Origin of the sequence: Enterococcus sp. AZ119 (assembly GCF_050546175.1) — a bacterium.
GTDB classification, from domain to species: Bacteria; Bacillota; Bacilli; order Lactobacillales; family Enterococcaceae; genus Enterococcus; species Enterococcus faecalis.
The window spans coordinates 282,241-295,673 of sequence record NZ_CP172951.1 but is presented as its reverse complement, the minus strand read 5'-3'; the positions used below and the strand labels follow the sequence as shown (position 1 = coordinate 295,673).

General features: G+C 38.0%; 9 protein-coding genes, 1 pseudogene and 1 other annotated feature. Of the genes and pseudogenes, 2 read left to right on the top strand and 8 right to left on the bottom strand.

From position 1 onward, the window contains the following. Positions 1-3 precede the first annotated feature (3 nt). Positions 4-1,188: an AI-2E family transporter gene (locus IGL37_RS01485; RefSeq protein ID WP_002355262.1), complete on the top strand. Its 1,185-nt coding sequence runs from the start codon at positions 4-6 to the stop codon at positions 1,186-1,188. A 51-nt stretch (positions 1,189-1,239) separates the two neighbouring features. Here the strand turns inward: IGL37_RS01485 and IGL37_RS01480 are convergent, their stop codons facing one another. Then, complete coding sequence (locus IGL37_RS01480; protein ID WP_033785757.1) at positions 1,240-2,367, bottom strand: 5-methyltetrahydropteroyltriglutamate--homocysteine S-methyltransferase; 1,128 nt, start codon at positions 2,365-2,367, stop codon at positions 1,240-1,242. A 60-nt stretch (positions 2,368-2,427) separates the two neighbouring features. Beyond that, positions 2,428-2,657 (bottom strand) — a binding site (T-box leader). Between the two features lie 117 nt (positions 2,658-2,774). Next, positions 2,775-4,142 carry a PcsB-like coiled-coil domain-containing protein gene (locus tag IGL37_RS01475; protein ID WP_002355258.1) on the bottom strand — a complete coding sequence of 456 codons (1,368 nt, stop codon included), beginning with the start codon at positions 4,140-4,142 and terminating at the stop codon, positions 2,775-2,777. A 185-nt stretch (positions 4,143-4,327) separates the two neighbouring features. On the opposite strand from IGL37_RS01475, the gene IGL37_RS01470 reads away from it, so the two are divergent. Further along, a complete protein-coding gene (locus IGL37_RS01470) occupies positions 4,328-4,507 on the top strand; it encodes a hypothetical protein (protein WP_033785756.1) in 180 nt (59 codons plus the stop codon). A 91-nt stretch (positions 4,508-4,598) separates the two neighbouring features. Here the strand turns inward: IGL37_RS01470 and IGL37_RS01465 are convergent. The 6 genes and pseudogenes from IGL37_RS01465 to arcC all read right to left on the bottom strand — a co-directional run bounded on the left by IGL37_RS01465 (position 4,599) and on the right by arcC (position 13,325). Further along, positions 4,599-6,892 (bottom strand): annotated as a pseudogene (locus IGL37_RS01465) (WxL domain-containing protein). Between the two features lie 447 nt (positions 6,893-7,339). Beyond that, on the bottom strand, positions 7,340-8,563 hold the full coding sequence (locus IGL37_RS01460; RefSeq protein ID WP_010819167.1) for an amidohydrolase family protein: 1,224 nt from the start codon (positions 8,561-8,563) through the stop codon (positions 7,340-7,342). A 24-nt stretch (positions 8,564-8,587) separates the two neighbouring features. Next, positions 8,588-10,009, bottom strand: a complete 1,422-nt coding sequence (locus tag IGL37_RS01455; RefSeq protein WP_002385370.1) for a hypothetical protein — start codon at positions 10,007-10,009, stop codon at positions 8,588-8,590. Continuing rightward, positions 10,009-11,070: an ureidoglycolate dehydrogenase gene (gene allD, locus IGL37_RS01450; RefSeq protein WP_002413499.1), complete on the bottom strand. Its 1,062-nt coding sequence runs from the start codon at positions 11,068-11,070 to the stop codon at positions 10,009-10,011. Before allD ends, IGL37_RS01455 begins: the two co-directional genes overlap by 1 nt. A gap of 89 nt (positions 11,071-11,159) precedes the next feature. After that, a complete protein-coding gene (locus IGL37_RS01445) occupies positions 11,160-12,380 on the bottom strand; it encodes a dicarboxylate/amino acid:cation symporter (protein WP_002355253.1) in 1,221 nt (406 codons plus the stop codon). A gap of 6 nt (positions 12,381-12,386) precedes the next feature. After that, positions 12,387-13,325: a carbamate kinase gene (gene arcC, locus IGL37_RS01440; protein ID WP_002355252.1), complete on the bottom strand. Its 939-nt coding sequence runs from the start codon at positions 13,323-13,325 to the stop codon at positions 12,387-12,389. Positions 13,326-13,433: the final 108 nt, after the last annotated feature.

The window sequence follows — 13,433 nt, the reverse complement described above, 5'->3', positions numbered from 1 at the left end:
CTTATGGATAAAGAAAGTACCAAGTGGATCCGCTTTTTAGGTGGGAAAAATTTACTTTACACATTAACTATCCTTTGTCTAATTGCTGTAACTATCTTTTTATTCAACACTGTTTCATTTATCTTTAAACCAATTTTTGTTATTTTTAGTGCCGTCTTAGGCCCGGTACTTTTTGGTATTATTCTATTTTATTTGCTTAATCCAATGGTGAAACGCCTTGAGAAAAAAATTCCCCGTGTTTGGGCGATTGCGATTCTCTATGTCTTAATTATTGCATTACTAGTGTTAGCTGGACTGCAACTTTTCCCAATTATCCAAGACCAAACGGAAGAATTAATCAAACAATTCCCAAGTTTTTGGAAAAGCACGCTCCAAACAGTACAAGAATTTATGGCTAAAACACCTTTTGCAAAAGATTTAGAATCTGCTAATGAGTCGATTAATCAGCTCTGGGGCAAACTTGCAAACTCCTTTAAAGACTTTGCAGGGGATTACCTACAAACAGGCGCACAAGGTCTGGGAAGCGTCTTTTCTGCAGTCTCTTCTACTTTCCTAACCTTGTTTACAGGACCTATCATCGCCTTTTTCCTTTTAAAAGACAAAGAAAAGTTTTATCGCTTTGTAAAAGGCATCATTCCCCCAGCTTTTCGTCCTGATTTTGATGAATATAGCCAAATTGCCAACATTCAAATTGGCGATTATCTAAAAGGTCAAGTCATTGCTTCGTTGGTTTTAGGGATTATGTATTGGCCAGCTTTTCTATTAATTGGTTTACAATTTGGTAGCATTTTAGCTTTAGCTGCGGGTATTTTATGTATTATTCCTTATATCGGGCCATTTATTGCCTTTATTCCTGGATTGATTATTGCCTTTCAGGATTCCACATTTATGGTAGTTAAATTTGTTATCGTCTGGTTTGCCATCCAATTGATTCATGGTGATTTTGTTATTCCTCGTGTGATGGGCGATAAATTAAAAGTCCATCCGATTACTATTTTACTTGTCTTGTTAGTTATGGGTGAACTGTTTGGTTTAATGGGCGTTATTTTTGGGATTCCAATGTATTGCCTAGTTAAAGTGACAGTCATTTATTTATTCCGCAAATTCAAACAACGCTATAACCGCTTTTATGGTGACAACGGCGAGTATGAACACACGAATTTTACTAAAGATCAATATTTAAAATAATACAATGAAAAAACTGGGACATAAGCCGTTTAGACTTATGTCCCAGTTTTTTTACCATACTTCTCTAGCAATTTCTTGAAGTAATTGAACTTTGCGCCATTGTTCTTTCTCCGTCAAACGATTTCCTTCTTCCGTCGAAGCAAAACCGCATTGCGGACTAATACTTAAGTTTTCTAAAGGAACAAACTGTTGGGCTTCTTCAATTCGTGCTTTCACTTGTTCAGTCTCTTCTAATTCAGGAAACTTAGAAGTAACTAAACCTAAAACGACTTTGCTGCCATTATTTTGCCAATGTCTTAATGGTGAAAAGTCCCCTGCACGATCTGAGTCATATTCCAAGAAGAAACCATCATAATTCGTAGCAAATAATTCTTTTGCTATCGGTTCATAACCACCTGAAAATAACCAAGACGAAGCATGGTTCCCACGGCAAATGTGTGTGGTTACAGTTAAATCTTCTGGCTTGCCAGCTAAGGCTTCATTAATAATCGTGGTGCACACTTGTGCAATTTCCTCTGGCTGTATTCCTTTTGCTCGTAATTCTTCTTGTTTTGTCTGATCCGCTAGAAACGCCCAATTTGTATCATCAAATTGCAAATAACGGCAACCTCTCTCGTAAAAGTTCGCAATTGCATCTTTATATGTTTGTGCTAAATCCTTATAAAAAGCACCAATCTCTGGATAAATTGTTTGAATGCGCGAGGTGCCATCGTTAGATAAAATTTCTTGACGTAAAATCATGGTCGGACTAGGGATCGTTGCTTTGGCTATCGTGCCATCACCAACTTCCACCACCTCTTTTAAAAATGAAAAGTCCTCTAAAAATGGATGTTGCGTAGGAAAAGATATTTTATCCACTACGCGGATATTATAGGCCGGAGCTGCTTTTCCATGAAAGGTTTGGTTATACCCCGTTTCTGGGATATAGCCTGTCACACCATTTAATCCTTCTAAGAAATCAATATGCCAAAAACCGCGACGAAATTCACCATCTGTGATTCCCCGTAAACCGCCAGCTTTTTGTTTTGCTACTAATGCTTTGATTTCCTCATCTTCAATAAGACGTAGCTCTGCTTGAGATAAAGCACCTGCTTGGACCTTTTTCCGTGCTTTCTTAATTGTTTCCGGACGTAAAAAACTTCCCACATGATCAACTGTAAAAGGAATCTGACTACTCATTTGCCTCACTCTTTCCTATTTTTATTTATAAAAAAACGCCCTTTTACTAGCCGTAACTAGTAAAAGGGCGATTATTATCGCGGTACCACCTTTTTTCGGAAAGATGACTCTTTCCCTTCAACTGACAATCATAATCAGCGGTCTTGTTAACGAAAGACATTACGTTTTTGCCTACGTTTCGACAAAAATTCCTCCTAGGCCATTTTTCGATACAGACATCTAACTTTTTTCACCAACCAAAGTCTCTCTACCAGCTGTCTTGTATTTACTTTCCTATTCAACGGAAATTATTAGATTATAATTAGAATACCACGTTTAGCAAATTTGTCAACGGAGATGGATGAAATAGTAATGAAAAAAGCAGCTTCTTTTCAGAAGCTGCTTACGTCTATTTTTATCATTGCTGATTAGGCTGAGTGTCCTACGATTGTGCTACCTGAGTAACCAAAACCGACACGTGTAATACCTGGGTTAATTTCCCAATCACGGTGACCGCTTCCTGAAGCTGTTACCATGTTTGTTTCATTGTACCACGCCATGATTACTGAGTTACCTGGCGCCCACATAATTGCGATAACTTCATCTCCACGAGACCAGTGATCATTTGGAATACCGCCTGCTTCAACTTGTGCTGCACGAGCAGTTGCAGAAGCTGCTAAGCCTGCATCCCACACTACTGGACGTAAACCTAATGATTGACGTAGAACATTCAATGCATTGATTGTTGGATCAGCAGAAGGCGCTGGTGTTGGTTGCTCTGGTTCTGGTGTTGGTGGTGTAACTGTTCCACCACCAGTTTGGCCACCATTATTTCCATTATCACTTGGTGTTGTAGGTTGTACTGGTTGTTCTGATGAAGAAGAGCCAGTATTTTCTGTTGCACTATTATCTGTACTTGGTGTAGTTGTTTCAGTTGTTTGTTGCGTGCTTGATTCAGTTGCTGAGCTTGAGCTTGCTGGTGCTTGCGCTTCTGTTGTTGAAGAAGAGGCAACTGGTGCTTCTGCTTTTACTTCAGCTTTAGCTTGAACTGGTTTTGCAGCAGCTTGTTTAGCTTTTTCAGCGGCAGCTTTTTGTTCAGCAGCTAAGCGTGCTTGCTCTGCTTCAGCAGCTGCTTTTTGTTTTTCTAAGCCAGCTTTAGAACTTTCAGCTGATGATTGTTCTAATGCTAATGAAGCTTTCATTACGTTTAATTCAGATTGTTTAGAAAGTAAATCTTGACGTTTTGTTTCTAATTCAGCTTCTGTTGCTTCAAGTTGTTTCATTTTTTTCTCGTTTTCAGCTTTTTTATCAACAACGGCTTGTTTATCTTCTTTTTGTTGTTGCATTAAGTCGTTGTTGGCACTTACGATTGTTGAAACAGCTTGAACACGGCTGATTGCATCTGCAACTGAGTCCGCATCTAAAACTGCATCTAGCATTGTTGTGCTTTGTCCATTAACTTGAACATCACGTGCTTGATTTTTGATTGCTTCGTTACGTTTTTCAATACGTTGATTCAAGTTTGTAATTTCTTGTTGTAATTGTTCTGATTTTGCTTTTAGTGTTTGCTTTTGTTCACGTAAAGCCATGCTTTCATCAAATACTGAAGATACTTCTGCTTCTAAAGAAGATACTTGTGAAGCTAAATCCCCTTGTTTTGCTTTTAATGATGAAATTTCTTGATTTTTTTCTTCAATTTTTTTATCAACATTGTCCGCCAAAGCGATGCTTGGGGTAGCAATTGCTGATAGCGTTAATGAACATAGTAATACTGATGCAAATAGACGTTTCTTCACTTGTCATTCCTCCGAATTAATTTCTAAAGTTTATTTAAAATATCTTAATCTTTTCTTACGACAAAAACATTCTACCACACCCATATTTCAATTAAGCAATAGAAATGTTACAAAAACATTTCAGATCACTCGTTCTTTCTCCATAATAGGTAAACTTACCTTTTGTAAGGCTTTTACGCCTTGTCATGACTGGTTTTCACGTGTTTTCAATTGTTAAACAATTCTTCGATTTTTTTTCATATTTTTTCTTTTTTTATTCAAATTTTGCTTCTTTTTTGTCGATATATGCTTTTTTTCGTAAAATTAATCATTTTTCCTTCTTTTTAGCAAACGTTTTTGTTACAAAATTCGTTATACTTTGGTAATGAACCAAGAAAAAGGCCGCTTCGTTGAGCCGCCTTTTATTATTTCTATGCAATGTTTTTGATCAAACTATTCAACTTATTTTTTATGGACTTATGGGCCTGTCACTAAATTCCAAGTCACCATTGCTTGATAAGTTTGATCTTTTCTACCTTGATTTGCTGGAATTTCTAATTTGATTTGATCAAAAGAAAAATCAAATTGATAAACATCACTTTCGTCAAACTGACCATTGGCAACAATATGGCTAGCTACACCGTTGGCAACTAATTGAATAGCGGTTGTTTTGCCAAGAGCAACTTTAGTTTCCGTTGGTTGATTGTACTGAATAAAACCTGAAACATTGGTTGTTCCTAACAATAACTTTGTCATTGATGATAGTTGATCCACTCTTCCTTCAAAGGGGGATAGTTCTGCAGTTAGTGCCCAATTGGGTTGTGATTTTTTCAAACGTAAATATGGATTTTCCTGACCATTTTCATAATAATCTGCTGCCTGCTTTAAACCATGTTGCTGCGTGTTGCTAGAAATGGCGACTTTACCAAAATCAAAAGTTGGTGTGCTGATAAAACCTTCCTCATCTGGTGCCACAATTTCTTGATTTTTAGGTTGGATTCTGACAGTATCAGCTGCGTGAACAGCAGAAAAATTCCCATTCATTTCAACAGCCGCTTGTAACACTTGATCTGGTTCACCTGTAGCAATTGTTGTCATCATAATAGTTGCTGTCTGACCAATAGGCACTTCCGTATTTAAAGCAATGCCAACTCGCCAATTTTCATCAGTAATAGGAACAATTTTGTTTGGTTCAGATCCAACACGAATCGTGACTTGGATTGGCCGTGCTAGACCTGGTGACCAACCACTTGCTGGCTTTAAGTTTATTTTTTTTAACGGTACTTCTCCCACATTTGTAAGCATAATCTGCCAAATTTGTATATAACCACTTGGCATGACTTTGACTAGTCCTTCTATTTGCATTTCAGCTTTTGCAGTTATTTCCTTATATACTGCTGTAATAGCGTTCATTTCATTAAAAACAGGGGAGTTTATGGGGCGCTTCGTTTTTTCTAAGCTCTCTTGTTTTGTTTTATCTTGATACCAACCTTGATATAAATAAGTTTTACCGTTAACGCTGTATTGTTGTGGCAGTTTTTTCCAGCTAAATAGCGAAAGCCATCCGTAGTTATTGGTTGTTGGTGATCCTGAATAAAATCAGATGGTGGTGCAATTTCAACACCATTGACATCCTCAAATGTATAATTTTTTTGAGGTATCTCCTTATAGACAACAGTTAAATCATCATTGTCATCATAGGTAATATCATAACTGGGCGTTACGCTTTTTTCTAAATTTTCAGGTTTCGTTTTCCCTTTATACCATCCTTGAAATTGATATGTTTTTGAGTCGATTTCATAGCTACTTGGCAAAAGGCCGTTCTGTTTAAATGCGTAAGGGTCACGCTCAATAAGTGTTTGCTTTCCTTGTCTAAACCCCGGTGGTGGAGGGATTGGTTTCCCTTGAGTATCCACAAAATGTTCTGTCACTTTGCGATTGGTAACATGATAATAGACCGGCCCTGAAAATTTAAAGTAATTCAATAGCCCAGATTGATTCGATGAATCAACCTTCACTTGGTTGTACAAAGGAACGATTAGTTTTTGACTCTCGCTAATGTTAAACGTTACTCCTGTTTTCTGACTATATTGTTGTGCAGACATTTTTTCCAATTCAAATTGCGAAATTGTTGTTGGATATTGGTTTCCTGATGCGTCGGAAATAGTTGGCAGCGGAAAATTGGGATCAATTTCCCCTTTCTTATTGTATAAGCTTAAAGAAGTATAATATCTTGGTAAAAAAATTGTTTGATTACTCGCTGCAAGCACCGTTGACATGTCGGAATAGACGGCTACTTTCTCACTTGGAATTACCACTTCTTTTAAATTAGCCACTGTAGATGCTGTCACTGGTTGACTTTCACCTTCCCACACATTTATGCCATTTGGGGAATTGCCTTGCCAACTATGATACTGTAGAAGGATCTCATTGGCGTTTACTGGCTGCCCCTCTTCATTAATAAATCCATAACGATAAGTTAGGTTAGGCGTCTCAATTCTTTCTCTAATCGTTTGACTTGTAACATTAGCCTCATTATCGATTAACTCACTTTTTGGCAATGCTAGTGGTTCTTCATCATGTAGTTTATCCTTTGTCTGTGGTTGTTCACTTTCGGCTTTTTCTGCTGTTAATGAATGATTGGTTCCTTCTCTTACTTGTTTTGTACTTGGTAATGTTTCTGCAAAAACAGTTGTCTGTATTAGTATGGGGAATACTAATATATGGCAGATGCCCGTTACTATCAATTCTTTCCATTTACTTCGCTTCATATTGTCCCTTCTTTCTAAAGAACAATCCAACAATTCTTAGTTAACTAAACATTAAGACACTAAACTTAGCAGAATGATCACTTACCATTTTCAGCAACAGTCTTGTCTTGTGGTATCGGTTTCATTTTTCTTTATACTTTGGATCATTCACTTGTTTCAGCGCTATTCGTCCAATACTTCTTTTTACTAACCAGTTATAACTAGTTTAGCAAAAAAGAATAATTTCTGAAATTCCGAATTTTAAACAGATAGGAGCATTTCCTGAAGATTCTATATATATCAAGGAAAATCGACCAAAAATAAACTGAAAATAAACTTTTCAATAGAGAATCATAGCTAAAACAGGATAAATTAATCATATTTTCACCTTCCTAGCTTTACCTTTATCAAAAAAAGCTCAAAATGTTAGTTTTGACAACTAACATTTTGAGCTTTTTGTTTTTTTTCTTAATGAATGATTTCGACTTTTTTGTCTGTCTTGACTGTAACACGGCCGTTTTTAATAACATATAACCGTTCTGGAATATCAATAATCGCATGTTCAACCACTTTTGTGTCTAATAAGACTAAATCTGCTTTATTCCCAACTGCGACACCGTATCCTTCTAGTCCCATCGCACGAGCAGGACTTGTTGTTACCATTGGTAGCACTGTTTTTAAGTCATCCGCTCCACCTAGGTGCCCAACAGGAATGGCTAACATCGCTGTTTGAACAATATCCCCTGTGCCATATGGTGTAAAAGCATTGCGAATATTATTCGTAGCAATACAGACATTCACGCCACCATCGCGTAATTTACGAATTGGCGTAACCGCACGTCGAACATTGTACTGATCACCACGAGCCCCTAAATGTAAATCCGTTGCTGGTAAAGCCATCACGCTAATATTTGCTTCCGCCATTTTTGCAATAATAGGCGCCAATTCTGCTTCAGGTAAGGCATGCAATGCCGTTAAGTGGCCCACTGAAACACGGCCTTGGTAGCCTTCAGCGATGGTTTTTTCACATAAATATTCAATACTCATATCATCAGCTTCATCGGCAAAATCTTGGTGTAAATCTACATCTTTATCATATTTTTTAGCAATTTCAAACACTAAATCAATATGTTCTTTCGCTGGTGCATCATTATAAGGAATACCGCCGACAACGTCTGCGCCCATATCCATTGCTTCATACATCATTTGTTCTGTTCCAGGGGCTTTAAAAATTCCTTCTTGCGGAAACGCAACTACTTGCATGTCAATTAACTCTTTGTATTCTTCTTTCAAACGCATAATTGTTTTGAAGCCAGTAAAACCTTGCGCTGGGTCAAATTCTGCATGCGTTCTTAACGCCGTGGTCCCATGAACAATTAACATTTCTAAAGCACGTTTGGCACGGTCGTAAATGTCTTCTTCGGTAAATGTTGGTTTTAATTCTGCGGTTACTTCAATTGCTTCTTTCAACGTACCTGATTTATTTGGTTTACGATCAGCGATTAATGCCTTGTCCAAATGTAAATGGCTTTCTACAAAACCTGGGATTAAAACACGACCATCTGCTTCGATGACTTCTTTGGCATCGCCAGTAATAACTGGGGCGATTTCAATGATTTTACCTTCTTTAATAGCTACATCTTGTAATGCTTCACCGTCTTGAAGACGAACTTGTTTAATTAATAAATCCATGTTTTCCACTCCCTAAATTGTTTTTTATCCAAAGATTAAACCGATAACTAATAATAGTACAGAGGCAATACTTAACCATTTCACGTTTCCTTTAACAACATCCAAAATTGGAATTTGGAAGCCTGAAGATAAAGCTTGCATAGTAATATTAACGAAACTCATTTGACTACCTAAACCAACACCCATTGCTACAAAACCTAATGCTAACGGCGGGAAGTTCAACGATACAGCAACTGGTAGCACTAAAGTTAAAACAGAACCTACGTAGGCCCCAGCTGGAATCCCAATTAAAATCCCTGTTAAAATGGCAACTGGCACGACAATAAAGGCTGGTGCATTTTCAGCAACACCTGCGATTACAGCAAACGTTCCTGTTTGTGCAATAACATTAATAAAGGCTAAGAAAATCCCTACTTGGAATAAACGAGTCAAAATATATGTAGACCCATCTACCATCGCTTCGACAGATTTGTTCATTGAGAAATCTGTACATAAGAAAATTAAAACTAATGTTAAAATCATGTATACAAGTGGCGTAAAGAAGGCAAAACCAATTAAATCATTCACAATTGGTCCAAAAATTACAGCAAACAATAAGAAAATGGCTGGCAAGGTAATTTTAAATAATTCACCATTGCTCTTTTTATCAAATTCATCATCTGCCGACTCTTTAAAGCCAACATTTCTATGTTTCGTTCCCCAAAAGGCTAAAACAATCGCTAATGCTACGAAGAATAACCAGTAAGGTCGCATGGTTGAAACATATGAACCGACACTGATATCGCCTAATTTTGAAACAATACTTGATTCTAATGAAGCGGGTGATGTTGTAAATGATACCGCAGCAGCTAAAGACATTGCTGCAATTAATTCAGGAACAACCCCAACTGCAGCAAAGGCCAATGGTGCAATAACCATCGCACTTCCGCCACCAATTCCTGACATATATGTGGCTGCGGCTAATAAGATAACAATAAAAGCTGAAACATACTCGACTTTTCCTTTTGTGCCTCGTTTGGCTAAAGTTAATGCAGCTGAATAACTACCTGCTTTAAAGACTGCCATCGCAACAGCTGAATTAATGATGGGAACGGTAATTCCTAACATCATTGGGATAGCTTCCAACATCTGTTTATTCGCTTCTTCTAGTCCAATGCCACCAATCAGCATCGCTAAGACGCCACCAATTAAACCAGCGATAATCATATCGACTTTCATAAACAATAGAACCAAAACAACAATCAATGGAATAATCACAACTAATGCCATGATTCCTGTCGGGGCAACTACATCCCCAATCTCATCAGCAAAGGCCGCAACTGGCACAAAAATACTAACTAAGAATGCAAAAATAAGTGCTACTTTTGACGATTTTTTCATTTTACTTTCCTCCAATAGAAAGAAGGCGAGAGCAACGCAGTAGCGAATACTCTCTGCGCTCCTCATTATTTGGCAAAGGCACCTTGCCCGCCATATTTATCGTAATGTACAATCTCACTAACTAAATAATCATAAATACTTTGTGGAATTTCAATGCCTTCTGACATGGCTTTTTGATAGTTTAGCTGACCAATTTCTCCTGGATAGTAAACTTGTTGAAACCCTTCTGCTGTAGGCACACTATGAAGTTCTTCCACCATTTGATTAATATTTTCTTTAAATCGTTCAGAATCTGTAAAGCGGCTTGGATCAATGACTAAAAACATCTGACCCAGATTCCGTTTCTCCGTTAAATCCGCATACATGGAGCTGACATGTTTGCCAAAAGGTAAGCCTAACAACGAACCAGCTAAGACATCGACCATCATCATTAGTCCATATCCTTTTGGTCCTGAAATCGGCAATAAACCTCGTACTTCATAAGGATCAGTCGTTGGCTGGCCTTTTTCGTCTACTGCCCATGTGTCGGGAATTTCAACATCTCTTGAACGTGCATCTAAAATTTTCCCCCACGCCTGTACTGTCGTAGCCATATCAAACACGACTGGTTCATGACCTGCTCTAGGTGCTGCAAAAGCGATTGGATTTGTTCCAAAATAATTGCTTGTACCACCAAACGGTACCACCATTGGATCAGATTGACACATCGAAAGAGCAACCATGCCTTGTTCCGCTGCTTTTTTAACATAATACGATAACGTCCCGCTATGACTCGTTTGAGAAACGCCAACATACGCTAACCCTGATTCTTTGGCTAGATCAACTGCAGCAGCTAATGCTTCGTTACAAACAAATTGACCCACGCCATTATCGCCATGAAAAATGGCAGTGGACGGTCCAGTTTTTTCAAATGATAATTCGGGGTCAATCGTGATCCCGCCTTTTGCAATCCGTTCCGCATAATAATCCATACGAACCGCACCATGTGAATGAATACCGCTAGCATCTGCAAAAGTTAAATGTCGAGCAACTTCTTCGGCATGTTCAGAATGTAAACCAGCAGCTTCTAATTTTTGTTTCATCAGCTTTTCTAATTTTTCCGGTGTAACGACAACCATTTCTTCCATTGCGCTTGCTCCTTTATCATTAATCTTAAAAAAGGGAAAGAAAACAAGTGATTTTCTTCTTCGTCCTTGCATTTCCTCCCCTTTTTTCACTACTTATTGCTACTGTTAAAGACAGTATAGTCAATTTCATCCACTGATTTTGCAACTAGAATAGCAGAGTAAACATCTGAATTGACATTTAAAATTGTTCGTAACATGCCAACAAACCATTCGACGCCTGCAAAAATTGCAATACTCTCAATGGGTAAACCCATTTGCGGAACAATCACTGCCAGTGAGACTAAGCCCGCACCAGGAACAACTGCGTTTGCTAGTGAGACAAACGTTGCTGTAATTGCTAAGTAAATCATTTTCGTAATATCAAAATCTAGCTGATACATCTGAGCGATAGTCATTACAGTAAAAGCCATATGCATCGCTGAACCGTTACTGTTTAATGACATACCTAACGGCAACACTAAGTTAGTAATTCGCTTACTTAAACCTAATTTTGTTTCTGTTTCTTCCAAAGCTACTGGTAAAGTAATTGCTGAAGAAGTTGTCGCCAAGGCCATCACAGACATATTTTTCATGTTTGTAATTAAACGTAGTGGACTTACTTTACAGTACAATGTGATAACCAAAATCCAGATGCCCAAAAATAAAATAGTTCCTAATCCATAGACCAATAGATACTTCACTAACGGTAAAATAATTTGAAGGCCTAAGTGACTAATTGTTGAAGCAATTAAAGCAAAAATCCCCAGAGGTGCTAGATACATGACGTATCGAATGACTGTAATGATAACTTCATTAAAGTCCACAATTATTTGGAAGAGTTGTGTCTCTGGATGGCTTTGTAAGTATTTATTCAGTGCTAAACCAAAAAATAATGCAAAGACAATAATTTGAATAATCGATCCTTGAGTCAGTGAATCAAAAATATTTTTCGGAACGAAATTTAAAATCGTATCAGTGATTGAGATTTCTTGCGCTTTAATAGAAGCATCTTGGAAGCCAGTCATTTTAACACCGTATCCTGGATTAAAAATGACTGCCATTAGGACGCCCCATAAAGCGGCAGCTAAGGAGGAAATCCCGAAAACAGCGATTGTTCTACCCCCAAGGCTCGTTAATTCTTTTGGATTAATACTGCCAACTGCTTGGACAATTTGCCCTAAGATCAAGATAGGAATAGCCATTTGCATCAGTCGCAAAAAGACATCTCCAACTATTTTCAAGTAATTGCCGCTAGCAGGAATCAAGAGTCCTACGAGGATTCCTACGACAACAGCAATTGCAATTTGGGTGATCATGGACGGTTTTTTCATGGTAAACTACCCCTTTTGACTGATCACAGTTCCTGCTTCTTTATCGATGTTTTCTAAGTTTTCGATAGAAGTAATGATTGCTTTCCGTTTGTCATCACCTTTTACGAAGTCTAAGGCAGCTTCGATTTTTGGTAGCATACTACCAGCAGCAAAGTGACCTTCTTTAATGTATTCTTCTGCTTCGGCTACACTGATTTGTTCTAATGCTTTTTGATCTGGTTGATTGTAATTAATGTAGATGTTATCAACGCCTGTCAAAATAATCAAACGGTCTGCATCAACGTTTTCAGCTAAAACACGTGCAGAGAAATCTTTGTCGTTAACCGCTTCCACACCTACGTATTGTCCGTCTTCTGCTACGACCGGAATGCCCCCGCCACCAGAACAGATAGTTAAAACGTCCGCCTCTACTAAAGCACGAACCGCCTCTTTTTCAACAATTTCTTTAGGCATTGGTGATGGAACAACTTTTCGGTAGCCACGGCCAGCATCTTCCACATACGTAGAGCCATCTTTGGCTGCTTCCGCGTCAGCTTCTTCTTTTGTATAGAATGGACCAATTGGTTTGGATGGTTTTTTAAACGAAGGATCTTCTTTGTCCACACGTACTTGCGTAACTACAGAGATAACTGGTTTAGCAATGTTACGTTTTTCAAACTCATTAGTTAAAGCATTTTGTAACCAGTAACCGATGCTTCCTTGTGTCATCGCAACACAAGTATCCAATTTCAACGCTGGATTTTTTTCACTTTCGCCTGCTTTTTGTTGTAAAAGCAAATTCCCTACTTGTGGTCCGTTTCCGTGACAGACAATGACTTGTTCCCCTTTAGCAACAAATTCTGCAATATATTTGGCCGCGTGATTAACGACGGCTTTTTGGCCTTCATCTGTTGGATCCGTATCTAAAATAGCATTCCCACCTAGGGCAATTACGTTTAAACTCATTGATTGATTCGCTCCTTTTTAGTAAAGCAAAGATAAAATCTTTTCAGTATCGACGGATAAGAAATAATTTGTTTACGAAATGAAAGATTTTGTCTTGCTCATTTTGAT